Genomic DNA, 24,345 nt, shown 5'->3' on the forward strand with positions numbered 1-24,345 from the left:
GTTGGTTCCACGTTTATACTTCACTATTATCGATCAAATCAGGATCGGCAAAACGGCTATCTCGCGCTTTCTTTGCCCGTTCGAATACCTCAACCAGATACTCGCCGTCATCCTCTTTAATCGCTTGTTCGATTTTATTGATCCCTTGATGAAACTCATCAAGTAAATCCAGAATAGCTTGTTTGTTAGCTAAACAAATATCTCGCCACATCACTGCATCGCTTGATGCAATTCGGGAAAAATCACGAAAGCCACCGGCGGCATAACGCAAGACTTCATCACAATCATCACGTTGTGCAAGCATCCCCACCAAATTGAAGGCAAGCACATGAGGTAGATGACTGGTAGCGGCTAACACGGTGTCATGATGCTCAACATCCATTTCAAAGACTTCTGCCCCTGTTAGTTGCCACATCATTTTAATTTTTGCTGTTGCTGCTGAGTCTGTTTCACTGACAGGTGTCAGGACAATACGGTGATTTTCATACAAAGTAGCAAATGCAGCCGCTGGTCCGCTTTTTTCTGTACCAGCAATCGGGTGACCGGGAACGAATTGTTTGAATTTATCGCCCAAAGCCTCTCGCGCTGATGAGACGACTTGTGCTTTGGCACTACCACCATCAGTAATGATGGCTTCAGGTCTGATGTGCTCACTCATCTCTGCAAAGACAGATGCCATAGCGCCCATAGGCACGGCAACAAAGACCACATCGGCATCAACAACAGCCTCAGCAATCGAGTCTGCAGCCTTATCTATAATACCTAGAGAGAGCGCCTCTTGTCGGGCTTCATCACTACGTGAATAACCGACAACTTCATTAACGGCCTCTTTTGATTTCAAGGATAAAGCGAGTGAACCACCGATCAGCCCAACGCCTATGACAGCAAGTCGATTAATCATTAACCACGCCCCAGAATAGTGGATAACGCATCAAGAAAACGTTGATTTTCTTCGGCTAAGCCAATGCTCACACGCAGGTGCTGTGGTAAGCCATAGTTAGCCACAGGCCGAACGATGACACCTTCGTATAACAACTCATCGTAAACTTCAAACGCATTGGTATGTACATTGACTGTAATGAAATTGGCTCGGGAAGGAATGTATTGCAGACCCATTTTTTCAAAGCCAGCAATAAGCTGTTTCATACCCGCTTCATTCACATCACGACTTTGTTGAAGATACGCTTCATCACCTAAAGCTGCCACTGCTGCTGCTTGAGCTAAATGGCTGACATTAAAAGGCTGTCTGACACGATTGATAAGATCAGCGACTTCAGGGTGAGATAAGGAATACCCCACACGTAAACCTGCTAGTCCATATGCTTTAGAAAATGTTCGAGTAATGATTAGGTTATGAAAATCCTGAAGCCAAGGCACTGAATTTTCTTCCATATTCAGATACTCGACATAAGCTTCGTCCAGCACAACCAGCACTTTTTCCGGCACTTTCTCTAGAAATAATTTAATTTTTTCAGGCTCTAACCACGTGCCCGTAGGATTGTTAGGGTTGGCGATAAAAATAATTTTGGTACGCGGACTAATGGCTTTATGAATGGCGTCCAGATCATAACCATAATCTTTCGCTGGCGTTACCACAGCAGTCGCACCAATAACCTGAGTAACAATAGCGTAGACAGCAAAGGCATGCTCTGAAAATATGATTTCATCACCGGCACCGGCAAAAGCACGCGCAATCAACTCTAAAACATCATTAGAACCATTCCCTAAGGTGATTTGCTCAGGTGCCACTTGATGTTTTTCAGCTAATGCCAGCTTTAATCCGTAACCATTACCATCTGGGTAGCGGGCCATATCTTTCGCAGCCATCGCTACCGCTGCAGCAGCCGCTTTAGGAGGGCCGAGCGGGTTTTCATTTGAGGCTAATTTAACGACATTACGGACACCATATTGACGCTGTAACTCTTCAATCGGTTTGCCCGGAATATAGGGTTGCAGATGCGCTACCCCACTTACTGCAAGATCACAAAAACTCATTTCTGCTCCGTTTTATTTCTGAAGCTATCGAGAATTAACAAAATAGCGCCTACACAAATCGCCGAATCAGCCAAATTGAATGCAGGCCAGTGATATGTGCCATAGTAGACATCAAGAAAATCAATAACATAACCATGAATAACACGATCAATCACATTACCTAAAGCCCCACCCAGGATTAAAGCAAGAGAGATAGCTTCCAGTTTTGCATCTGTTTTCAGACGTTTCAGCCAAAACAACAAAACAATACTAACGACGACAGCTAAACCAGTGAAAAACCATCGCTGCCAACCGCTCTCGCTGGCTAAAAAGCTGAATGCAGCGCCGTGGTTATAAGCCAATGTGATATTGAAGAAGGGCAAAACAGCAATAGACTGATAAAGCTCCAATGCGCTGTTTGCCCACCACTTGCTGAGTTGATCGAACACAATCACCAAAGCAGAAAGATTCAACCATTTCAGCATAATTTCTAGGCGAACTGTCTTTGTTCACCGTCTCCTTCGATATTATCAATACAACGACTACATAGTTCAGGATGGTCACCATTTTCCCCAACAGAATCCACCTGATGCCAGCAACGTTCACAACGTTTGTGTTCAGACGCTTTAATAGCCACCAAAATCCCAGGCATACTCGTCGAGACTGCTTGCTCGGCTGCTTTATCATCTAAACGGTGAAAACTGACTTTGGATGTAATCAATACAAACTTTAATTCATCCTCTAGCTTGCTCAATAACGCCATAAGACTGTCATCAACGAACAAACTAATTTCAGCCGTTAGACCACCTTTGATGTTACCGGCGTTACGCTGGTTCTCAAGCTCTTTGGCGACGACTTCTCTGACATTGAATACTTGATTCCAAAATGGCAGATCAAACGCTGTTTCCTTATCTAATGGTGCTAATGCATCACTCCAAAGATTAAGTAATACAGACTCATTATGCTCGCCAGGCAGATATCCCCATAATTCATCAGATGTAAAACTTAAAATCGGGGCGATCCAGCGAACCATCGCTTCCAGGATAAGATACATAGCCGTTTGAGATGAGCGTCGACCTAAGCTATCTGTCTGCATGGTGTACTGGCGATCTTTAGTAATATCCAGATACAAACTACCCATCTCATTCGCACAGAAATTATGAAGCTTTTGATAAATCACATGGAACTGATAGCTCTCATAAGCAGCAAGAATGTCTTGTTGTAAATGATATGCACGATCTAATGCCCATCTATCTAATGGTAGTAAATCATTCACGGCCACCATATTTGTTGCGGGGTCAAAATCATCAAGGTTCGATAATAAGTAGCGAGCGGTGTTACGAATACGTCGATATGAGTCAGCTGTGCGTTTCAGTATTTCATCTGATACGGTCATTTCACCACTGTAATCAGCTGAAGCGACCCACAGACGAATAATATCCGCACCGAGATTGTTCATCACTTTCTGCGGAGAAACCGTATTCCCCAATGATTTAGACATTTTTTTACCATTAGCATCGACAGTGAAGCCATGGGTCAATGCCGCTTTATAAGGCGCTGCACCGGTTGTTGCCACAGAGGTCAACAATGAAGATTGGAACCAACCACGATGTTGATCGCTGCCTTCCAGGTATAAATCAGCAGGACGGTTTAGGTAATCACGGCGAGCTAAAACACACGCATGAGACACACCGGAATCAAACCAGACATCCAAGGTATCACTGACCTTTTCGTAGTCAGCAGCCTCTGCTCCCAGTAAGGTTTCTGGCTCCAAATCAAACCAGGCATCAATACCTTCTTGCTCTACTTTTTGAGCCACCGTTTCCATCAACTGTTCAGTATCAGGGTGTAATTCCCCTGTTTGCTGATGCACAAATAATGGAATAGGCACACCCCAAGTGCGCTGACGAGAAATACACCAATCTGGGCGACCTTCCACCATATTTTCAATGCGTTTTTGTCCCCAGGCTGGCATCCAATCGGTATCAGCAATCGCTTTCATGGCGGCTTGTCGTAAACCATTCTGGTCCATACTGACAAACCACTGTGGCGTGGCACGGAAAATAATCGGTGTTTTATGACGCCAGCAATGCGGATAGCTATGCTGAATGTCAATATGTGCCAACAAAGCGCCTTTCTCTTTTAAAAGGGCAATAACTTCTGGATTCGCTTTAAATACAGATTGGCCTGCAAAAATTGGCGTATCAGGTAAAAACACACCATTGCCGCCAACAGGGTTATCAACTTTTAAGTTGTATTTCTGACCAACAACAAAGTCATCCTGACCATGGCCTGGCGCAGTATGCACAGCACCTGTACCTGCATCCGCTGTCACATGATCACCCAGAATAACCGGCACTTGGCGATCATAAAATGGGTGCTGTAATTGCAGACCTTCCAGTTGTTCACCTTTAAAACGTGTAACAACTTCAGCTTCAATTCCATAGCGCTGAAGCGCCGCTTCGTACAAAGACTCAGCCAGTACTAATTGCTCACCTTCGGCTTGCAAAAGTACGTAAGTAAATTCAGGGTTAACAGACACGGCTTGGTTCGCAGGCAGCGTCCAAGGTGTTGTCGTCCAGATAGGTAAGCTGACCCTACCCTGCCCTGACTCCCCGACGGCTTGCTCAAAAGCAGCCTGGTCAATGACCTGAAAGCGTACATCAATTGCTGGCGATGTTTTATCTTCATACTCGACTTCTGCTTCAGCTAACGCCGAACCACAATCCACACACCAGTGAACAGGTTTCACCCCTTTATGCAGGTGACCTTGTTTGATGATTTCACCCAGAGTACGAATAATGTCAGCTTCAAAGCTGTAATCCATAGTGAGATATGGGTTATCCCATTCTCCCAAGACGCCTAAACGTTTAAAGTCTTCACGCTGACCATCAACCTGTTTCGCCGCGTAGTCACGGCATGCTTGACGGAATTCTTTTGCGGTGACTTTGACACCGGGTTTACCCACTTTCTTCTCGACATTCAGCTCGATAGGTAAGCCATGACAATCCCAGCCTGGAACATAAGGCGCGTCAAAACCACTCAGCGTTTTCGACTTGATAATAATATCTTTCAGAATCTTGTTTACCGCATGCCCGATATGAATATCACCGTTTGCGTAAGGAGGACCATCATGCAATATGAACTGTGGTCTACCTTTAGCTTGCTCACGAATTTTTTCGTAAAGGTTCATTGTTTGCCAATGTTCCAGCATTTGTGGTTCACGATTAGGCAAACCAGCTTTCATTGGAAATTTGGTCGCAGGTAAATTTAGCGTTTGTTTGTAGTCAGCCACAAGATTCTCGTAGAGTAGGAAAACTAAAAGCGGAGATTATACGGATTTTTATTGCCGACCTAAATCATTGAAAGCACTTTTATTTACACTCAGTGCTTATGCAAACAAGATTATTTGCAGTAGAATGCCGCTTTTAACCCATCACAATTGAGCTGACGCTTTATGTCCATATCAGAAAAGGTGATCATCCGCGGGATTACTCTGGACGGAGGAAAGTTTCGTCCAAGTGATTGGGCCGAACGCTTATGCGGAGCAGTTGCCTCGTATGGTCCTGGGCGTCGCATCATCTTTCACCCTAATGTCAGGCTAGCGACACTTGATGGAATCAAATGTGTGGTTGTAGATGCCTCATTGGAAAGTACAGATGAAATGCTGTTCGAGTTTTTGATGGATTTTGCTAAAGACAATAAGCTGCAGATTGATCGCACAACCAATTTTCCACCTGAGCCAAATTAGATTTCCTGTTCGGCATCCGGCCAGTTCTGGATATAATTTTTTAAAAGCTTATTCTCGAACTTCGCTTTTTTCAGCAACTCTTCCACAATATCAGTGATAGATAACATCCCTTCCAGTTTGCCTTTGTATACCACTGGCAAGTGACGAATATTATGCTCCACCATTTTATTCATGACTTCTTCAAGCGTATTATCCGGCTCGCAGGTATAGGGATTTGGGGTCATGGCATCACTCACCACCATCTGACTCCATTGTTCTGGATGAGTGTCCAGTATTTTAAGAATGTCCCGCTCAGATAAAATGCCCACCATCGCACCTGTTGGCTCAGTGATGATTAATGAACCGATTCGGTGCTCCATTAACATCGCCACCGCTTTATTCAAGCTATCTGTTGGCGATAAGCCAATGACAGGTTTACCTTTATTTTTGGTAATCGATCTGACTTTCATGGTCCTGCCCCTCTTCTCTGAAGTGCTCAGGACTATTCTGCTTGAGTCAGTAAGTGTTTGGCAACAAATAAGAAAAAAGGGTGGCACGATAAGTCATGCCACCCGTTGAAAACTACCAGTTGTAGGTCGCTGAAGCTATTACGCGACGGCCATCACCAAAGTAGCAGACTAAGTCGGTACAGGTTGTTGTGTATTCACGATCAAATAAATTACTGACATTCAGCGCCAGTCTGACATCATCGAAGTCATAGCGGATACTGGCATCCGTTAATGTGTAACCACCAGTTTCAATATCGACGCTTTGATTACCGCTGAGTGGGCTCAAATTATCTCTACCAATATAAGTGCTTTCTCCGATATATCGTAAGCCGGCACCCATTCCCAAGCCTTTTAACACACCACTTGTTTTTGTGTAATCCAGCCATAAACTCGCAGTCTGACGCGGTTGGTTTGGAATCAAACTATCTTTTTCCCAGCTATTAGGACTTTTAGTGATACGTGCGTCCACGTAGCTGTAAGCTGCTGAGAGCTTAAGCTGTTGTGTTAACTCTAAACCAGCTTCTATCTCTATACCGGTAGAGTTCACTTCCCCGACCTGTCGAGAAATATTATTGGTTCCAGAAAGATCATATTCAGTTATCACATAATCATCTTTGGTTAAGTCAAAAGCCGCTAGACTAATAAAACCATCCATATTTCGAGGTTCATACTTCACACCCAGTTCATATTGCTTGGCTTTTTCTGGGTCAAATAAATTACCTTCCGCATCAGTGCTGGCTACTAAGTTAAATGATTCGCTATAACTGACATAAGGTGAAAGACCATTATCAAATTTATATACTAGACCAACCCGCCCCGAAAAATCTTCCGCAGACTTATCTGCATCATTTGCATTGTTTGGGAAATTTACATCAACATCATTCTTGACCCAGTCATATCGTCCACCGATCAGTAAACGCCAATTTTTATAAGCGAGTTGATCTTGAATATATAGCCCGGTTTGACGTGAATAGATATCCTTATCGCTACTAAGAGACAAATTACCAACAGTTGAGCCATACTCTGGATTTAGATAATTAATGGCTGTGGCTGTTCCAGTGAAGTTCTTTTCTGCTTTATCGGAATAACGCCAATCAAGACCAATGAGTAAGTCGTGAGACACCTTTCCAGTGTCGAAATGAGCTAATAACTGATTATCAATGGCAAAAGCATTTAACTCTTCCTTCTTACGGGATGCCTCTCTTCCCTGTATTCCTCTTGTTAAGTCGGTTGCAAATACATTTTGACTGATACCAAGCGCTTTGAAATCCAAATCGACTTCGTCATAACGTGTGTTTTGTCTGAATGACCAAGTGTCATTAAATGCATGCGAAAACTCATACCCGACCGATCGATAATCGCGATCAAAATTATTAAAATCTTCCTCGCCATCGAAAAAACCAAATTCACGGTCGTACACCTTCGCCCCACCATTAAAATCACTAAATGTTTTCAATAATGCTGGTGAGAAATGGCTATTAAAGCTATAAGTTTGTTCATCGTGCTGCTCAACAGCCAATACGGTTAGTTGTGTGTCATCACTGATATTCCAGGTTAATGAAGGTGCCACCATCTTGCGTTTGGCATCGTTATAATCGACTTCAGAATTAGCATCATTTCCGACAAAGGCCAGTCGATAAAGAAGCTTACCTTCATCATCAACCTTGCCACTAAAATCCCCCGCTAACTCAAAAAAGTCATCGCTGCCGGCTGATAGACGTAACTCTCGTAAGGTGTCTTCTGTAGGCCGCTTGCTAACTAAGTTAACCAAACCACCCGGTTGCGCTTGCCCATAAGTGACAGAACTCGGGCCACGAATGACTTCAACCCGCTCCAGTGCGTAGCTATCTGCTCTCGGCAAGCCATAGGTACTCGTTGGTATTAAAAGACCATCACGATATACCTGCGATTTAGCATCAAACCCACGCAAGCTAAACCAGTCGTAACGCGTGTCATAACCAAATGGCACACTCAAGCTTGGCGTATATTGCAAGGCTTGTGCCACGGTTTTCACACCGCGATTAACTAACTGCTTCTGTGTGACCACCGAGATGGACTGTGGGATATCAATAATGGATGCATTCGTTTTTGTCGCACTAGCGCTCCTCTCCGCATTGTAACTTTCTATCGGGTCATACGCTGAAAATGAAGTTTGCTGTCCAGTGACAGTCACGACGGGTAAATCGGCTGATTTATCATTGCTTTTAGTCAGCCGATAACTGGTTTCTGATTGTTGAACGACGGACAGAGGCGTACCTCGCAATAAGGTTTGCAGTCCTTCATTAATCGGATAGTTACCTTTCAGTCCTGAGGTTTTATAAGCTGCCGTGAGCTCAGGTGAAAAGCTGAGTAATATGCCAGCTTGTCGTCCAAACTGATTCAGAGCCGTGGCCAAATCACCTGCCGAAACATTAAAGCTTATTTTTTATCACTCTGCGCCGAAGCCTGCTCCGCAGCCAGCACAGGTGCCGTAGATAACAGGGTCACGCCAGCTGTAGCGAGCAAAGCAGTGGTTAGCGTCATTGCGCTTAATAAAGCGGGTTTATTGAACATGAGAGTCCTCACTTTCCATTAACAAATAGGTGTCTATTTGTTGTGTCACGTGAGAATGAAAAACAGACCAAAAAATTTAAATTTTCTGCTGTGGTTTGAGTGTAATCCAATAGCGTGTTCTATACACTAACTCAAGCTGAAGTGTTGCCGCTAAAGCCTTTAGAACTTGCTCTATATTATTTAGAGGGTAAGTACCAGACACCCGACGCTCCGCTATTGAAGGGTCACAGCGTAACCAGCCATGATGATAATTTTGTAACTCAGCCACTACCTCAGTTAGAGGCATGTTATCAGCCACTAACATATATTGTTGCCAAGCCAGCATGCTTTCCTGTGCGGACATAACGCTTCCCAGCTCAGTGGCATTGAAACTAAGCTGCTGCCCGGCCTTTACTCTTAACAGTGGCAGATGGTTTCCCCGGATAAAATCGACAGCACCTTCATAAACAGCCAACAATGCCGTGTTGTCTCGCTGCCTGACATAAAAACGCGTGCCTACTGGCTTGAGATCAGCCCAGTCCGTTTTCAATAAAAAAGGTCTGGTATCTTTCGCGGTAGTGATCATAATGTCACCGCTGATTAAGGTCAGGTGTCGTTGGTTTTCTGAATACGCAATAGAAAAGGCACTATTGGCATTCATGTCCACTTGGGTGCCATCAGAGAGTGTCACCGAACGGGTTTCACCAATGCCAGTCCGGTAATCAGCCAGTAATGGGAGCAAGAGAGTCTCATTCTTAAAATAAACCCAGCTGCCACCACTCATAACCGCTATACCAGCCAAAGAACGTAAGACATGTCGCCGACTTTTATCTGTTTTGAACAGCGTTTTTTCCGCAATAGCGCGTGATAATGGCGTAGGTAAGGTATTGAGTTCATTATTGACTTGTTCAATTCTTGACCAAGCTAATTGATGCTGAGGATCGGCCGCCAACCACGCCTGCCATTGCTGATACAAGAGCTTGTCGTCCGTTTGTTCGGATAACGCCAGATACCACTCAATAGCCTCTAATGCGATTTTTTGTTCAAGCTGTATTGCGTCTGACATGGATTATTTGACGGTGATTGCAAAATAACATTGCGCTGCTGCCCGAGTTAAGTATCGCTTAACAGTGGACACCGACACCGCTAATTTTTCAGCTATTTCCTGTTGCTTCATGCCATCCAATTGCGCATAGAGGAAAGCGCGCTTTACATCCAACGGTAAGCCCTGCAAACGCCGGTTTATATCCACTATGGTTTCGACAATGATGGCGCGTTCTTCTTCTGATGGTTGGAGACTTTCAGGCATATCGGTAATGGCTTCCAAATACGCTTTTTCTACTTGTTGACGTCGCCAGTGATTAGCCACACTTCGCTTTGCCAATGTTGTCAAAAAGGCGCGTGGTTCTGTGAGTAAGAGTTGCTCTTCGCGCGCCAGTAATGTGACAAAAATATCATGGGAAATGTCCGCCGCAGACTCGGTAGATTCCACTTTGCCGCGTAACCACCGAAACAGCCAAGTATGATGTTGACGATAGAGATTAGATATCGTTTGTTGCTCTGACTCCTGAAAAACGGACATAGCTTGCCTGACGGGTTAAATAAATGAGAATCATTATCATATAATATCCAACCTCAATCAGGCAATAGCTATTCAGCCATCAGAGATGTTCGCGTGTGGAACGGAAATCGATATCTGGCCAGCGTTCCATCGTCAGGTCAAGATTCACCCGCGTTGGTGCAATATAAGTCAGGTTTCCGGCACCATCCAATGCCAGGTTTTGCGACGCTTTCTTTTTAAACTCTTCCAGTTTACGGACATCATCACAATAGACCCAGCGGGCGGTGTATACCTGAACCGCTTCATAAGCACATTCCACGTTATATTCACCTTTCAAACGATGAACCACCACGTCAAACTGAAGCACACCCACCGCACCCAGAATGAGATCATTATTATCAAGTGGGCGGAATAACTGTGTTGCCCCTTCCTCACTCAATTGCTGCAAGCCTTTCAATAAGGCTTTATTTTTAAGCGGATCTTTCAATCTGACACGACGAAATAACTCTGGTGCGAAATAAGGAATGCCGGTGAACTGAAGATCTTCACCCTGAGTAAATGTATCGCCAATCTGAATCGTGCCATGATTGTGCATACCCAAAATATCACCAGGATAAGCTTCCTCGGCTTGTTCGCGTTCCGCCGCCATAAATGTCACGGCGTTCGCGATAGTCACATCTTTACCAATACGAGTCTGATGCAACTTCATACCTTTTGTGTATTTACCTGAACACACGCGTAAAAAAGCAATTCGGTCACGATGCTTTGGATCCATATTCGCCTGAATCTTAAATACAAAGCCACTAAAGTTCTCTTCACCAGACTCAACAACGCGTGTTTTTGTCTCACGAGATTGTGGCGGTGGCGCATATTTCACAAAGGAATCCAATAACTCTGTAATACCAAAGTTATTCATCGCTGAGCCAAAAAACACAGGTGACAACTCGCCAGCTAAAAACAGCTCCAAGTCAAATTCATTACTAGCACCACGCACCAGCTCAATCTCCATGCGTAAGTCTTCCGCCAGCCCACCGAATAGCTCATCTAAGCGAGGGTTATCAAGCCCTTCTATGACTTCACCCGCTTCTTTGGCATGCGCTTCGAACAAATGAACATTATCATCTAATAAGTGATAAATCCCCTTGAAGCCTTTACCCATGCCAATAGGCCATGTGATCGGCGCACAGCCTATATTTAGAATCGTTTCGATTTCATCCAACAATTCAACAGGCTCACGACCTTCCCTATCTAATTTGTTAATAAAGGTCAGAATCGGCGTATCACGCAGACGACAGACTTCCATCAACTTAATAGTCCGTTCTTCAACACCTTTGGCACTATCAATTACCATTAAGGCTGAATCCACAGCGGTCAATGTGCGATAAGTATCTTCCGAGAAATCAGCATGGCCCGGTGTATCAAGCAGATTCACAATCTCATCACGCCATGGAAACTGCATCACTGATGAGGTGACAGAAATGCCCCGCTCCTTCTCCATTTCCATCCAGTCAGATGTGGCATGTTTATCAGTCTTGCGAGATTTAACACTGCCCGCGGATTGGATCATGCCACTGAAATAGAGGAGTTTTTCAGTGATGGTCGTTTTACCGGCATCAGGATGCGAAATAATCGCAAAAGTGCGGCGCTTTGAAGCCGCTTTTTGGACTGGGCTAGACATAATTTAATCACTTTCAAGAGTTTCAGTATCGTCATCGACGACAAACGATCCATTTTCTCGCATCAATGCCTGTTTCTCAAATATAAATTCTTCCACTTTACAGTTGCGCATCAACAAATGATAATAAGAAAGATTATCATTAGCATCCATAAGATATCTCTTGAATGAAACATACTAGTTCGCAACAACACGCTTCTAAGCAGATTGAAATGTTGTATATCCATAATCAACAGTGGCTGCGAAGTTGGCTGTATAAACAATTGGGTTGCAACCACCTGGCTGCTGACTTACTACACGATACCTTTGAGCGCTTGTTAAAACGGGTAAAAAACGATGTTATTGAAGATAGTGATGCTTATTTAAAAACGGTTGCTCGCCACCTATTGACCGATCATTGGCGTAAAAAGAACATTGAAACGGCTTATCAGCAATGCGTTAGCGAACTTGAGCCAGATTTAGCGCCATCAGCTGAAGAGCAAGTGGAGCATTTAGAGTTATTAATTCAGGTGGATAACCGACTAAGACAACTGAAAACAGATGTTCGTCAAACATTTATCGCCGTTCAGCTGGAAGGCTTAAATTATGCCGACACAGCCAATAGACTCGCTATATCGATCAGCACCGTGAAGCGGCATTTGAAGCAAGCCATGTTGTGTTGTTGTTTTAATTTGTCAGTATAACGATGCGATCACTCCACGAAAGTACAATCCCACTCACCATTGCAGAAGAAGCGGCCGATTGGTGGTTGGAGCTACAAAATTCTGATAATCAGACTTTAACTCAACAACGCATTAGTTCATGGCGACAGCAATCATCGGTTCATGATGAAGCCTGGCAGAAGATTGCTGCTTTTGACATGATGCTTAATGATATTAACGCGCCACAGCGTCGTCCAATCAGCCAACACGTTCTCAGTCAGCCATCTCCCGGACCTCGCCGACAGTTGCTTAAATCTCTATTTGGTCTTGCGGTGATTGGCTCAACCCCATGGTTTATCGGTTCACCTGTCACCCATCAACAATATAAGACACTCGCCACCAAAGTAGGTGAGCACCGTAGCTGGACATTGGCAAATGGTGTTGAAGTCCACCTCAATACTGACACTATCGTTGAGATAGACGAAACGGATACATTGATGACTCTCCTACTCAAACAAGGGGAAATAGCGATCATCACCCATGCCGAACAGCACCCTCAACAACTGCTGAAAGTGACAACAGCTATTGGAGATATCACACCGATAGGCACCCACTTTGTCGTCAGACAACACCCTGAACAGATTCAAGTCACACTATTTGAAGGCCAAGTAAACGTTTCCGATAAGCACTCTCTGAGATCATGGACACTTCAGGAAAACCAGGCAATGACATTGACTGCGTCAGGAGAAGTGTCGATGTTCAAGGCCAATACACAAACGCTTGCCTGGCAAACAGGCATGTTAATCGTGTCTGATATGCCTTTGAACAGCTTTGTCTCTGAACTCAGCCGATACCACCATGCCTTTATCCGCTATGAACCACAGATTGCTAATTTGAGAGTCTCAGGCTCATACCCAACCGACGATTTAGCAGCGGTTATGAATGCTGTTAGTAGAGCACTCAACCTAGAGTACACAAAACGTTTTGGCGTCTGGTTTCATTTATCTGAAAAAAAATGAGCTGATTTTTTTCCTGGTTCGTCCTGAGTAATAACAACAGAACAAACCACGGAATCCATTATGAATCGAACTTATTTATCTTCAGCAATACTCAATATTCTCCTGCTATCCAGCACAAGTATTGTCTTTCCCTCCGTCAGCTTTGCAGACGATACATCATCAAAGCGCACTAGCGTGACCGAATCACAGCAAATTTCCATACCTGCTGGGTCTTTGGAGACGGCCCTTAACCAACTCGGTCAACAAACAGGGTTACTGATTAGTTTTTCAGCAGATTTAGTCAGGGACCAATCAAGCCCTGGTGCTAAGCAGGCTCGCAGCATTTATCAGGCTTTAGACCAAATACTGGCACACAGTGGGCTTAGATACGTCCAAAATGGTGAGTTAAGTTACACCATCCTTCCTATTCAGAGTGCGGATCAATCAGGCGTAGATTTACCACAACTGAATATTGAAGCATTACCTCATAACCCAGAAATAAAAACTCTCACCTCTATCGAAATGCGCCAATCACTTAGGTCAGATCTGGCAGAAGCACTGAGCCTTATCCCTTCAGTACGTGTCGATGACACGGCCAGCTCAAGCCTGCAACAAGGTGATATCAAACCAGCAGAGTTTTCCATTCGTGGCGCAGCTCCATATCAAAATAAACTAATGCTTGATGGGGCGAGCATTGACAGTCGGCTAGATCCTGCTCTTGAAGAAAGTGCTTCGAACTACACACGGGTTGCCGGACACTCTCAAGGTTTATTTGTTGACCCCACTTTTCTGGATAATTTAACCGTCATTGATGTGAATGCTTCAGCCAGTGAAGGAGGATTTGTTGGTGGTGTCGTCAAAGCAGAAACCAAAGCCTATTCAGGACGAGACGAATTTCAAATCAAACACCGTAAAACCCAAGACAGCTGGACGGAATTTCATGTTGATGAGTCTCAAGAAGGTGAGTTTTTTGAAGATGGGGCAAGACAATTACCAACTGGCTTGCCCGGAGATTATCATCCTAAGTTCCGTAAATCAGAGACAGCTCTGCAAGGCGCGACACGAATAGGTGATATAGGTGTTTTTGCAGGTTATAGTGAAAAAGAATCACACATTTCCCAAAAGCAACTGGTGCAATTAGATTTTGATTACTTTGCTGACACAGGGCGTATATTTAAACCTTCCGATGAAAAAACCCTAGATAAAGAATCACGTTACGGCGTGGTTAGATTTGACCTGCTCGAACGTGATTATGATCTCAATGCCTCAGTCGCCTACAGCGATTATTACGAAGACAGTTTCCTGATTAACTACATTGGTTCAGACTTTGAAGGACAACATCAAGGTCTGAATGCGAGTGTTAATTTTGGGAAACAATTCGCTGACACTCGTATGGCTCTTAATCTCAATGCAGGTACCAATGCCGATCAACGTGAGTTTGAAAGCAACACCATTGATCAATATAAATACACCAGTATCTATGAAGCGGGGATTTTTGGTGGTTATGGTGATTTAGCCAACCGTCAATATACGATTGGTTCAACACTTAACTTTACCACCTCACTGAATGAGTCCCATGTATGGCGCTATGGTACCGAGCTGAAATGGGCTCGTTACATGCAAGATCGCGGAAATGACTTTACCTTCAATGAATACACCTTAGACTTCACTCAGCCACTCCCTCCTCAAACCTCACCGGGCTCATGGGCGCCTAGCGATCAGTTTCATAGCCGGGAAGTAATTTACCAGGCGGGGAAAATTGCCTTTGATAATATGGATATTTCTGCATTTACTGAATTAAACGGTGACTACCAGCATGTCTTTTGGCGTGCTGGTGTGCGAGTGGAACATGATGATTGGTTAGACAATGTCAATTTAGCACCAAGAATTCAAGCAGGTGTCTATTTAAACAACACGCAAACAGCACGTATTACCGTTGGTGCAAACCGTTACTACGGTAAGTCCTTTTTATCTTATCGCTTACGAGAAGAAGAACGTAGTCGCATGAGCATTCGTGAACGCGATAGTGCAAGTGACAATTGGACCACTATTGATCCAACACAAGAGTGGGAGTTTCGCGACCTCGATACACCTTATGATGATGAATACAGCGTAGGACTCTATGCTGAAGTATTAAGTGGGCAAGCAGGCCTCCAATACGTAGAGCGCCAGGGACGTAAACAAATTCGAACCCATTATGATTCTACTTCCGAAGTCAGTTGGTTTGAAAACTCAGGCAGCAGTAATACACAACAAGTCGATCTGTTCTGGCGTTCTTCACCTTTCCGATTTGCTGGTATGAAATGGTTAGTTAATTCAACCGTGAGTTGGATGGATAAAGACACTGATGCTCGCTATGGTGATAGTGGCGGTTATCTATCTAGTGTCGATGCGAATGAACAGGTCATATTTGAAGGTAATCAAGTCGCTCGCCGAGCATTACCCGCCGGTGACTTCGCCACACCAGTGACAGCTAATCTGGACATTATCATGCAGGCATTTGATGATCGTTTACTGGTAAAAAATAGCTGGGCCTTTACCAACGGTTATAAATATTTAAAAAGTTTAGGTAAAGATGATGATACCGGTCTGGATAGTTATGAAACAGAAAATCAAGGACGAACTACTCGCTGGGATATCAGTGTTGAATACGCGCTACTTTCACGCCCCTCCTCACCTTATATTCGAGCCGATATCATTAACGTCTCAGATAAGCGAAATGTGGTGACGACGGAATCAGGCATCCAATTATTTGGTTTAGGCCGTCAGTTCTGGTTCGAAATTGGGTATCGCTACTGATGTCGACCATGAACTATATAAACAGCCAGCTGCTGGTATTAGTCCTGATGATAATGATGCCAACAACGGCGTTTGCAGAAAATGAAACAATGACGCTGATCGAGCAATACAGGCAAGGTGTCACACACTGGCCCGAAGCCAAACTTGATGCTGGGGTTGAGGTGCAACCACTCATGCCTTTACCCCAGCAGATTGAGTTTCCACTCGACAATCCTTTTTCTGAGGAAAAGCAACAGCTCGGTAAACATCTTTTTTCGACAGACGTTTATCACAATCACAGCAGATTGCTTGCGCCTCTTGTCATGATCCAGATTTAGCCTGGGCTGATGGCAGAAGAAAAGCGATTGGACATAATCGTATTCAAGGTGACATCAACTCACCCTCTATCGTTGATACTGGCTTGCTGAAGCAATTGTTTTGGGATGGCAGAGTCAACAGTCTGGAAGAACAAACACTGGCAAGTTGGACCAACCCGATTGAGATGGCAGCGAATCCTGAAAATGCAGCAAAACGACTGGCGAAGACCGCATCTTATCCTGCTCTTTTCAAAACCGCTTTTGGTGACGAAAACATCACGCCTGAACGTATCGTTCAGGCTATTGCCACTTTTGTGCGAACAGTTCGCTCATCGCCATCAGACTTTGATCGCTTTATGGAAGGTAAGCAAACGGCACTGACCGACCAGCAAATTAGAGGCCTACACTTATTCCGCACAAAAGCGCGTTGTATCCATTGCCACAATGGCCCCTTACTCAGTGATAATCAATTCCATCACTTGGGTACATCATTTGACCAAGTCGGTAATTTCCAGGGCCGCTATAAAATGACGGGAAAGGCAGAAGATGTCGGTGCATTTAGAACACCTGCATTACGAACAGGCATCGCTTCGCCACCCTATATGCACAATGGCCTCGTTACGGATTTGGATATGCTGCTAGCTATGTACAATATGGGGTGGTGGCAAAATGCGAAACTCGATAATAAAACCGATGATATTCCCACCGCTCAATTATCGCCACTAATAAAACCCTTGGATCTGTCAAAACAAGAACTGGCCGATCTGAAAGCCTTTTTACTCGGCTTATCCAGTCATCTACCACAGCCACTTCTTCCAGAAGAATTACCCTAGAAAGGCCATTCCATTCACTCACTCGATAAAAAACCTTATAACAGAGATGTTGGCCATCAGTAATTTTATGATAACTTCTAGGTTCTTCATAAGGCTGTAACCATGTCACGGAAAAAAATCGCAAGACACAAGGCAATCATTGACGAGCTCACCATCAATCCTTCTATGCGGGTGAGTGAATTAGCAAAAACCCTGAAAGTCACGACAGAAACGATTCGTCGTGATTTAGAAGAGTTAGCCGAACAAAACCTGATTAGTCGTACTTATGGTGGCGCCTTACTGAGACAGGCAGCAGAACCTGTATTAAATGAGCGACATAAAGCGAATCTGGCCGAGCGTACCGCCATTGCAAAAAAGCCGCTCCGACATTGAAAGGAGCTAAAGTACTGATGATAGGTTCGGGGGTCACTACGGTTGAAGTCGCGAAACGTATCGCCTATGAAATGAATAATATTACCGTCATCACGCATGCTTTTGGTGTGGCCACTGTTCTATCATTCAATCCGACCATTAAGGTCATCATGGCGCCTGGTATTTATCATGGTGAAGAAGGCGCAACACATGGCTCTCAGACCTGTCAGTTTTTATCAGATTACACAGCTGACTGGGCTATTCTCGGCGCCAGTAGTCTGGCACCTACAGGACCAGCAGATGCACTCACCGATGCCGCAGATGTGTATAAACAAATGATTCGCCAAAGTGCCAACAATATGGTGGTGGCTGATCACAGTAAATTCGATCGCATGGCCACGGCGCGTTATGCCAGATGGAATGAGATCGATCATTTAGTCACTGACCGCCAACCCAGTGGCCCCTTAAAGAAAGCCTTAATGGCTGATAAGGTAAACATCATTGAGGCGGCAGTCTGAACCCCACCTCAATGATGAATATGGCTTACACGTGCTTAGATAAAGCATCTAAAAAGAAATCAGCCTCATATCGCGATAAGGTTAGCAAAGGACGTAACTTCAAGGTAGCGCCGTACTTGCCTGCTGCACCAATCAACACCCCTGCTTGTTTTAAACCGTTAATAATATGTCGTGTCTTGGTGGGATTAGGGTTATGTTTATTATCCTTTTCACCAATATCAATACCCAAAAATAAGCCTTGCCCACGAACATCAGCAATATAAGACGATTGTTGCGCCATAAACTGGAGTTGTTGCTTGAGGTAGTCCCCCATCTTACGTGCATTTTCCTGCAGATTTTCCTGTTGAATGGTATTGAGTACTGCTTGACCGGCAGCCGCCGCAACCGGATTACCTCCAAAGGTATTAAAGTAACCAACATCAGCACAGAAGGACTGTAAATAATCAGGTCGCGTCGCCACCGCGGCCATGGGGAAACCATTTCCCATCGGTTTTCCCATTGTCACAATATCAGGCGTCAGTCCATGGAAGTCAAAACCCCAGAAAGTATCGCCCATGCGGGCAAACCCAGGTTGAACTTCATCAGCGATAAAAACGCCGCCAGCGTTGCGGACAACCTCAACAGCTTGTTTCAAAAAGCCACGAGGTTCGAAAAAAATACCATCTGAAGAAAAAATGGTATCTACCAACAGTGCCGCCACTCTGATACCACGCTGTTGTAAGGTTTCAATTGCCTCCGCGACTTTTGCAGCAAAACCGGCAGCTATGTCTCCTTCGTACACAGACGATGATGGTGCCGGAATAGCTACCACATTATCGGGCAAACTCCCTTGCTTAATAATGGAGGGTGAGACGGTTGTCACCAGACTGGTATTACCATGGTAGGCATCTTCCGTCACAATAAAGCCTGTTCCGCCTGAAGCCTGCTCAGCCAAACGCATCGCTAAATCATTGGCTTCACTACCCGAGCAGGTCATCACGACATTAGATACTGACTCTGGTAGCGTCGCTTTCAGTGACTCCAGATAGTCATCCACCACACTGACCAAATAGCGTGTATGTACATTCAATGTCGCAATTTGTTTTGACACCGCAGCAACGACACTTGGGTGACAATGACCAAGGCAAGGCACATTATTATAAAAATCCAGATAACGTTTACCATCAGCGGCTTGCATCCAGGCACCTTGTGCAGACACCATTTCAATAGGCTCTTGGTAAAACAAAACCGAAGCAGCACCAAGATTATCAAGACGCCGTGTGACGTTCTCCTTGTGCTGACCCGATTTAGCCTCAAAAGCGTTCATATCGAGAATACGTTTTTCACTTAGCGGTGATGTGTCTTGCTGTTCATTTTCGGCAAGATATCGCTTTGCTAACTCAATAGTGCCTTGCGTGTACTGATCAAACCCGGCTTCTGCTGCTGTTTCTGTTTCAGGGTGACTTGCCACCCAGGCAGTGAGTAATAGTCGACGGAACATCACAAATGTGGATATCATCGCTTCATCTTCTGCTGATAGCAGTGAGATGGATTTATAGCCTCGAACCCAGGCTCGTTCTAATTCCGGCAACAATGGCGACAACTCAAGAAACGAGACGGCTGAAGCAAAGTCATACATAAACCAGCTAAAACCACAATCATCAAAATCGATCACACCAAGATCATGGCCGTCTGCTAATAAATTCGCTAAACGCAGATCTGCATGAACTAAGCCGAAGCGGTCTGCTCCCTCACCATAGGCCTCTAACTGTGACTCGAGTAGCTGACATAATTGCTCAAGTACCACTTTCCCCTGTTCATCCAAGCCAAGCGCTTCTCGCCAATCCCCCCATAAAGGCTCAGGTCCAAAGGCACTCTCAAAATTCCATTTTTTACGTTCAAAGCCATCCGGCAGTGTCCAGTTTTTCGCATGTTGATGAAGTTTTGCTGAGGTGGCACCGAGTAATTCAAAGCCTGCGACTAAAGATTCATCCTCATTTGGTTGATCCCCAGGAAGAAACTCAAAGGCCACCACGTACCGCGCTGTCCCCTCATCATCAAATTCTGCTACTAAACTGCCATCTGTCATTGTTAATGGCTCGGGTGTATTCAAGACTTGCTGTTGACGTAGTGATTGAATCCACATCAGTTCAGACAGGATCTCTTTTTTAGAATGATAATTTGGTCTGTGAACGCGAATAATGAAACGCTGATTTCGTGCCTCATCTTGAATCAGAAATGTGGCGTTTTCAGACACAGTCAGTAAGGAAATGTTGGCCTTTTCTGAGACATCCCACATTGGAAGCAAGCCTTTCACACCGCGTGTTAGGCGTTGAACAAACTGGGAATTATATAAACCCGCCATAAAGATAACCTCTGTAACTGTGTAAATTAGCCACATTTATAACTTCATTTTTACTGACTTGCAATATTTTTGTTGCAAAGTAACAGATTTATGTTAAAAATACAGTCACACCATTATTCACTAACTCTCGGGAGAATCGTGCATGCTCACTTCTATTAAAAATAAATCTGTCATCGTTACAGGTGGCTCAAAAGGCATTGGCAAAGGCATTGCCAGTGTATTTGCGAAACAAGGGGCCAAAGTGATGATTGCCGCTCGTGGAGAAGAAGCGGCTAAGCAGACTGTTGATGAAATCAATACCCTCGGTGGTACTGCAGATTACTACTTATGCGACGTATCCAGTTGGGAACAAGTTCAAGCTTTAGTGAAATACACTGAAGACACGTTTGGTAGCGTCGATATTCTCTGTGCTAATGCCGGTACGTTCCCACAGAAAAAAATCATCGACTTAACACCTGAAGACTGGGATGACATTATGTCAGCCAATCTTAAGAGTACTTTTCTCTGTGTCAAAGCGTGTATCCCTCAATTTGAGAAACAAGGCAAAGGTCGCGTTGTGGTGACCTCTTCTATCACTGGCCCAATCACAGGCTATCCTGGCTGGTCGCACTACGGAGCAACTAAGGCTGGTCAGTTAGGTTTTATGAAAACAGCCGCGATGGAACTGGCTCGTTATAACACCACCATTAATGCCGTAATGCCCGGTAATATTTACACTGAGGGCTTAGCTGATTTAGGTGAAGAATATCTCAATAGTATGGCGGCTGCGATACCGTTAAAACGATTGGGTGCCGTCGAAGATATTGCCAATGCGGCTTTATTCTTTGCTGCTGATGAAGCGGCTTATATCACTGGACAGCAGATCGTGGTTGATGGTGGTCAGACATTACCTGAGTGTATGGAAGCCGTCGATGAGATCTAGTCAGCCATAACACTCCCCGTTCACATACAAAAAAGGCACTGTATTAACAGTGCCTTTTTTTATTATCGAAGTTTTGTTTAAGCCACCGAGGAGCGGACAACGTCACCCGCTTCATTTGCACTCGCTATCATTTTAATCGCAATGAATTTCGAGGTCGGTGTAAAGGTTTTATCGCCATAACTTTCCAGTGGGACTAATGGGTTAGTTTCTGGATAGTATGCAGCAGCCTGCCCTTGAGGGATGTCATAACTTAACAAGGTGAAGTTGGATACTTTTCGTTCTTTACCATCTTCCCACACGGTAATCATATCTACTTTCTGCCCGTGTTCCAGCCCAAGGCGTTTGATATCAGCTTCGTTAGCAAAAACGACATCACGCATGCCATACACACCTCGATAACGATCGTTCATGCTGTAAACCGTCGTGTTGTATTGATCATGAGAACGCATGGTTTGCAAAATCAGATCGGGAGACTGCCCGTTCTTGGTAACCTGATCCTGAAGCAAGGTCTTAGGTAAAGGATTCGCAATAAAGTTAGCTTTACCTGTATTGGTGTTCCATTGATACTCTGCTGCTGGGTTACCCAAATAAAAGCCACCAGGATTCTGTATTTTCTTACTGAAATTATCAAAGCCTGGAATAACATCTGCAATCAGATCACGAATGCGGTCATAGTCTTCTACCAACCATTCCCAATCCACCGGTTTATTACCTAAGGTCGCTTTAGCAATGCCAGCAATAATCGAAGCTTCAGAGCGTAATAAAGGTGAAAAAGGTTTTAGCTGACCGTAAGAGATGTGCACCATGCTAAAGGTATCTTCAACGGTTACACCTTGTAATCCAGATTTTTGGAAATCTTTTTCAGTGCGACCCAGACACGGTAAAATCAGTGCCTCTTTACCTGTAACAAGATGACTACGGTTCAGTTTTGTTGAAATCTGCACAGTCAAATCACAGTTACGCATGGCTTTATGTGAACGCTCGGTATCCGGTGTGGCCTGAACAAAGTTACCACCTAGCCCAAAGAAGACTTTCGCTTGACCTTTTTCCATCGCATCAATGGCTTGAACCGTGGTATGACCATGTTCACGAGGCACTTTAAAATCAAAGCGCTGTTCAATGGCATCCAGTAACCATTCTGGTGGCTGCTCATCAATACCCATGGTGCGGTCACCCTGCACATTACTGTGACCACGCACAGGTGATAAACCTGCGCCAGGACGGCCAATATTGCCACGCAATAATTGCAGGTTCACAATTTCCTGAACAGTCGGCACAGAATGAAGATGCTGGGTTACACCCATCGCCCAGCACATAATGACACGGTCAGCTTTACAATAAATCTTAGCCGCCATTTCGATTTCAGCCAGACTCAGGCCTGATTGTGATTCAATCAAATCCCAAGGCGTATTATCGATTTCGGCGAAGTAGTCATCCATACCATGCGTCTGTTGCTGAATAAATGCATGGTCTAATACCGCCGGTTTACCTTTTTCTTGTGCTTCGCGATCCCATTGCAATAAGAACTTCGCCATACCGCGAATAGCGGCCATATCACCACCTAAAGCAGGTCTGAAATAAGCACTATTAGTTGGCTCAGACTCATTAGTGAGCATTTCCATCGGGCTTTGTGGATGCTGAAAACGTTCCAAACCACGTTCTTTAAGTGGATTAAAACACACGACATGTGCACCACGTTTCACTGCTTCACTCAGCGGTTCCAACATACGTGGGTGATTGGTACCAGGATTCTGACCAATGACAAAAATCGCATCCGCTTCAGCAAAGTCTTCAAAGGTAACAGTGCCTTTGCCCACACCCAGTGTTTCAGACATACCAATACCACTGGCTTCGTGGCACATATTGGAACAGTCTGGGAAATTATTGGTACCGAAGGCACGGACAAAAAGCTGGTATAGAAAAGCGGCTTCGTTACTGGCTCGACCAGAGGTATAAAATTCTGCTTGATCGGGTGAGTCAAGCTGGTTTAAGTGTTTGGCAACCGTATCAAAGGCTTCTTGCCATGTGACGGTTTCGTAATGATCAGTGTCGGCGTTATAACGCATCGGATGAGTGATACGCCCCTGTGACTCTAGCCAAAAATCACTTTCTTTTAATAACTCAGCGTTACTGTGCTTCGCAAAAAATGCCGGGGTGACTTTACGGCCTGTCGCTTCCCAGTTAACCGCTTTGGCACCATTTTCACAAAATTTAATCATGCCCTTTTCAGGCGTTTCTCCCCAGGCACACCCTGGACAATCAAGACCATGATCCTGATTCGTTTTCAGCATCGCACGGATATTGGAAATAGCATTTCTGCTACCCAGCCAGTTACGAGTAACACTGACAAGTGCACCCCAACCAGCAGCTGGACCATTGTAGGGCTTGTAATGACTCACTAGGACATCTCTCCGGACAAGATAATAAAAACAGCTAATAACCAAGCTCTAACACAAGCAAATGCTCGTATGCTAAGTTGCTTGTTGTCATAGCCGAATACGGTAAGTGAGATCAGAACGGCATGTTCTGCGTGATGAAACACGATTGTAATTTAATCCTGTCATCCTTCTGATCATTGCGATCAACATTATTATAGTTGGCTTGGATACCTTGCATCAATACAGACGCCAATTTCAGGAAAAAATTCCCAGCACAACCACTG

The 24,345-nt window shown here is 44.6% G+C and carries 22 protein-coding genes; 9 read left to right on the forward strand and 13 right to left on the reverse strand.

Features of this window, described 5'->3' with window-relative positions; genetic code table 11:
- Positions 1-13 precede the first annotated feature (13 nt).
- From QUE24_RS03125 to ileS, 4 genes are read right to left on the reverse strand one after another with little or no spacing between them, the layout of a single operon-like run.
- Positions 14-901, reverse strand: a complete 888-nt coding sequence (locus tag QUE24_RS03125; RefSeq protein ID WP_286305206.1) for a prephenate dehydrogenase — start codon at positions 899-901, stop codon at positions 14-16.
- Positions 901-1,995, reverse strand: coding sequence for a histidinol-phosphate transaminase (gene hisC, locus QUE24_RS03130; RefSeq protein WP_286305207.1), 1,095 nt, complete (start codon positions 1,993-1,995; stop codon positions 901-903). The genes QUE24_RS03125 and hisC overlap by 1 nt, the downstream gene beginning before the upstream one ends.
- Positions 1,992-2,459, reverse strand: a complete 468-nt coding sequence (lspA, locus tag QUE24_RS03135; protein WP_286305208.1) for a signal peptidase II — start codon at positions 2,457-2,459, stop codon at positions 1,992-1,994. Before lspA ends, hisC begins: the two co-directional genes overlap by 4 nt.
- Before the next feature lie 5 nt (positions 2,460-2,464).
- On the reverse strand, positions 2,465-5,269 hold the full coding sequence (gene ileS, locus QUE24_RS03140; protein WP_286305209.1) for an isoleucine--tRNA ligase: 2,805 nt from the start codon (positions 5,267-5,269) through the stop codon (positions 2,465-2,467).
- Positions 5,270-5,431: 162 nt separating this feature from the next.
- On the opposite strand from ileS, the gene QUE24_RS03145 reads away from it, so the two are divergent.
- Positions 5,432-5,725, forward strand: a complete 294-nt coding sequence (locus QUE24_RS03145; RefSeq protein WP_286305210.1) for a DUF3579 domain-containing protein — start codon at positions 5,432-5,434, stop codon at positions 5,723-5,725.
- Here QUE24_RS03145 and QUE24_RS03150 read toward each other — a convergent pair.
- The 7 genes from QUE24_RS03150 to QUE24_RS03180 all read right to left on the reverse strand — a co-directional run bounded on the left by QUE24_RS03150 (position 5,722) and on the right by QUE24_RS03180 (position 12,134).
- Positions 5,722-6,174, reverse strand: coding sequence for a CBS domain-containing protein (locus QUE24_RS03150; protein WP_286305211.1), 453 nt, complete (start codon positions 6,172-6,174; stop codon positions 5,722-5,724). The two genes, QUE24_RS03145 and QUE24_RS03150, sit on opposite strands and share 4 nt — an antisense overlap.
- A 112-nt stretch (positions 6,175-6,286) precedes the next feature.
- Complete coding sequence (locus tag QUE24_RS03155; RefSeq protein WP_286305212.1) at positions 6,287-8,608, reverse strand: TonB-dependent siderophore receptor; 2,322 nt, start codon at positions 8,606-8,608, stop codon at positions 6,287-6,289.
- 23 nt (positions 8,609-8,631) lie between these two features.
- The gene (locus QUE24_RS03160; RefSeq protein WP_286305213.1) at positions 8,632-8,766 is read right to left on the reverse strand and encodes a hypothetical protein; all 135 of its coding nucleotides are present in this window, start codon (positions 8,764-8,766) and stop codon (positions 8,632-8,634) included.
- A 76-nt stretch (positions 8,767-8,842) separates the two neighbouring features.
- Positions 8,843-9,811, reverse strand: a complete 969-nt coding sequence (locus tag QUE24_RS03165) for a FecR domain-containing protein (protein WP_286305214.1) — start codon at positions 9,809-9,811, stop codon at positions 8,843-8,845.
- Between the two features lie 3 nt (positions 9,812-9,814).
- Entirely contained in the window at positions 9,815-10,327 is a 513-nt protein-coding gene (locus tag QUE24_RS03170; RefSeq protein ID WP_286305215.1) for a sigma-70 family RNA polymerase sigma factor, read from the reverse strand.
- Positions 10,328-10,406: 79 nt separating this feature from the next.
- Complete coding sequence (locus tag QUE24_RS03175; protein WP_286305216.1) at positions 10,407-11,984, reverse strand: peptide chain release factor 3; 1,578 nt, start codon at positions 11,982-11,984, stop codon at positions 10,407-10,409.
- Positions 11,985-11,987: 3 nt separating this feature from the next.
- Positions 11,988-12,134 (reverse strand): hypothetical protein, encoded by a 147-nt coding sequence (locus tag QUE24_RS03180; protein WP_286305217.1) that lies wholly within the window; start codon positions 12,132-12,134, stop codon positions 11,988-11,990.
- A gap of 14 nt (positions 12,135-12,148) precedes the next feature.
- Between QUE24_RS03180 and QUE24_RS03185 the strand changes: the two genes are divergently transcribed.
- The 7 genes from QUE24_RS03185 to QUE24_RS03215 all read left to right on the forward strand — a co-directional run bounded on the left by QUE24_RS03185 (position 12,149) and on the right by QUE24_RS03215 (position 18,417).
- Positions 12,149-12,664, forward strand: coding sequence for a sigma-70 family RNA polymerase sigma factor (locus tag QUE24_RS03185; RefSeq protein WP_286305218.1), 516 nt, complete (start codon positions 12,149-12,151; stop codon positions 12,662-12,664).
- A 2-nt stretch (positions 12,665-12,666) separates the two neighbouring features.
- Positions 12,667-13,641 carry a FecR family protein gene (locus tag QUE24_RS03190; protein WP_286305219.1) on the forward strand — a complete coding sequence of 325 codons (975 nt, stop codon included), beginning with the start codon at positions 12,667-12,669 and terminating at the stop codon, positions 13,639-13,641.
- Between the two features lie 60 nt (positions 13,642-13,701).
- Positions 13,702-16,419 (forward strand): TonB-dependent receptor, encoded by a 2,718-nt coding sequence (locus tag QUE24_RS03195; RefSeq protein ID WP_286305220.1) that lies wholly within the window; start codon positions 13,702-13,704, stop codon positions 16,417-16,419.
- Positions 16,420-16,427: 8 nt separating this feature from the next.
- Positions 16,428-16,736: a hypothetical protein gene (locus tag QUE24_RS03200; RefSeq protein ID WP_286305221.1), complete on the forward strand. Its 309-nt coding sequence runs from the start codon at positions 16,428-16,430 to the stop codon at positions 16,734-16,736.
- Complete coding sequence (locus tag QUE24_RS03205) at positions 16,703-17,548, forward strand: cytochrome-c peroxidase (RefSeq protein ID WP_286306065.1); 846 nt, start codon at positions 16,703-16,705, stop codon at positions 17,546-17,548. Before QUE24_RS03200 ends, QUE24_RS03205 begins: the two co-directional genes overlap by 34 nt.
- A 102-nt stretch (positions 17,549-17,650) precedes the next feature.
- Positions 17,651-17,920: a DeoR family transcriptional regulator gene (locus QUE24_RS03210; protein ID WP_286305222.1), complete on the forward strand. Its 270-nt coding sequence runs from the start codon at positions 17,651-17,653 to the stop codon at positions 17,918-17,920.
- Positions 17,921-17,937: 17 nt separating this feature from the next.
- Complete coding sequence (locus QUE24_RS03215) at positions 17,938-18,417, forward strand: DeoR/GlpR family DNA-binding transcription regulator (RefSeq protein WP_286305223.1); 480 nt, start codon at positions 17,938-17,940, stop codon at positions 18,415-18,417.
- Positions 18,418-18,442: 25 nt separating this feature from the next.
- On the opposite strand, the gene QUE24_RS03220 is transcribed toward QUE24_RS03215, so the two are convergent.
- Positions 18,443-20,761: an aminotransferase class III-fold pyridoxal phosphate-dependent enzyme gene (locus tag QUE24_RS03220; RefSeq protein ID WP_286305224.1), complete on the reverse strand. Its 2,319-nt coding sequence runs from the start codon at positions 20,759-20,761 to the stop codon at positions 18,443-18,445.
- A 142-nt stretch (positions 20,762-20,903) separates the two neighbouring features.
- On the opposite strand from QUE24_RS03220, the gene fabG reads away from it, so the two are divergent.
- Positions 20,904-21,683 carry a 3-oxoacyl-ACP reductase FabG gene (fabG, locus tag QUE24_RS03225; RefSeq protein WP_286305225.1) on the forward strand — a complete coding sequence of 260 codons (780 nt, stop codon included), beginning with the start codon at positions 20,904-20,906 and terminating at the stop codon, positions 21,681-21,683.
- A 77-nt stretch (positions 21,684-21,760) separates the two neighbouring features.
- Here fabG and QUE24_RS03230 read toward each other — a convergent pair whose 3' ends face one another.
- Positions 21,761-24,082, reverse strand: a complete 2,322-nt coding sequence (locus QUE24_RS03230; protein ID WP_286305226.1) for an FdhF/YdeP family oxidoreductase — start codon at positions 24,080-24,082, stop codon at positions 21,761-21,763.
- Positions 24,083-24,345: the final 263 nt, after the last annotated feature.

Origin of the sequence: Methylophaga marina, from assembly GCF_030296755.1 — a bacterium.
In the GTDB taxonomy this organism is placed as follows: domain Bacteria; phylum Pseudomonadota; class Gammaproteobacteria; order Nitrosococcales; family Methylophagaceae; genus Methylophaga; species Methylophaga marina.

Excerpts from the sequence above, each read along its gene's own strand:
- QUE24_RS03180 (WP_286305217.1), bottom strand. The coding sequence starts at position 12,134 with ATGGATGCTAATGATAATCTTTCTTATTATCATTTGTTGATGCGCAAC.
- QUE24_RS03175 (WP_286305216.1), bottom strand. The coding sequence starts at position 11,984 with ATGTCTAGCCCAGTCCAAAAAGCGGCTTCAAAGCGCCGCACTTTTGCG.
- QUE24_RS03185 (WP_286305218.1), top strand. The coding sequence starts at position 12,149 with ATGAAACATACTAGTTCGCAACAACACGCTTCTAAGCAGATTGAAATG.
- QUE24_RS03165 (WP_286305214.1), bottom strand. The coding sequence starts at position 9,811 with ATGTCAGACGCAATACAGCTTGAACAAAAAATCGCATTAGAGGCTATT.
- QUE24_RS03215 (WP_286305223.1), top strand. The coding sequence starts at position 17,938 with ATGATAGGTTCGGGGGTCACTACGGTTGAAGTCGCGAAACGTATCGCC.
- QUE24_RS03150 (WP_286305211.1), bottom strand. The coding sequence starts at position 6,174 with ATGAAAGTCAGATCGATTACCAAAAATAAAGGTAAACCTGTCATTGGC.
- QUE24_RS03200 (WP_286305221.1), top strand. The coding sequence starts at position 16,428 with ATGAACTATATAAACAGCCAGCTGCTGGTATTAGTCCTGATGATAATG.
- QUE24_RS03195 (WP_286305220.1), top strand. The coding sequence starts at position 13,702 with ATGAATCGAACTTATTTATCTTCAGCAATACTCAATATTCTCCTGCTA.
- QUE24_RS03220 (WP_286305224.1), bottom strand. The coding sequence starts at position 20,761 with ATGGCGGGTTTATATAATTCCCAGTTTGTTCAACGCCTAACACGCGGT.
- QUE24_RS03190 (WP_286305219.1), top strand. The coding sequence starts at position 12,667 with ATGCGATCACTCCACGAAAGTACAATCCCACTCACCATTGCAGAAGAA.
- QUE24_RS03210 (WP_286305222.1), top strand. The coding sequence starts at position 17,651 with ATGTCACGGAAAAAAATCGCAAGACACAAGGCAATCATTGACGAGCTC.
- fabG (WP_286305225.1), top strand. The coding sequence starts at position 20,904 with ATGCTCACTTCTATTAAAAATAAATCTGTCATCGTTACAGGTGGCTCA.
- QUE24_RS03145 (WP_286305210.1), top strand. The coding sequence starts at position 5,432 with ATGTCCATATCAGAAAAGGTGATCATCCGCGGGATTACTCTGGACGGA.
- lspA (WP_286305208.1), bottom strand. The coding sequence starts at position 2,459 with ATGCTGAAATGGTTGAATCTTTCTGCTTTGGTGATTGTGTTCGATCAA.
- QUE24_RS03160 (WP_286305213.1), bottom strand. The coding sequence starts at position 8,766 with ATGTTCAATAAACCCGCTTTATTAAGCGCAATGACGCTAACCACTGCT.
- hisC (WP_286305207.1), bottom strand. The coding sequence starts at position 1,995 with ATGAGTTTTTGTGATCTTGCAGTAAGTGGGGTAGCGCATCTGCAACCC.
- QUE24_RS03170 (WP_286305215.1), bottom strand. The coding sequence starts at position 10,327 with ATGTCCGTTTTTCAGGAGTCAGAGCAACAAACGATATCTAATCTCTAT.
- QUE24_RS03125 (WP_286305206.1), bottom strand. The coding sequence starts at position 901 with ATGATTAATCGACTTGCTGTCATAGGCGTTGGGCTGATCGGTGGTTCA.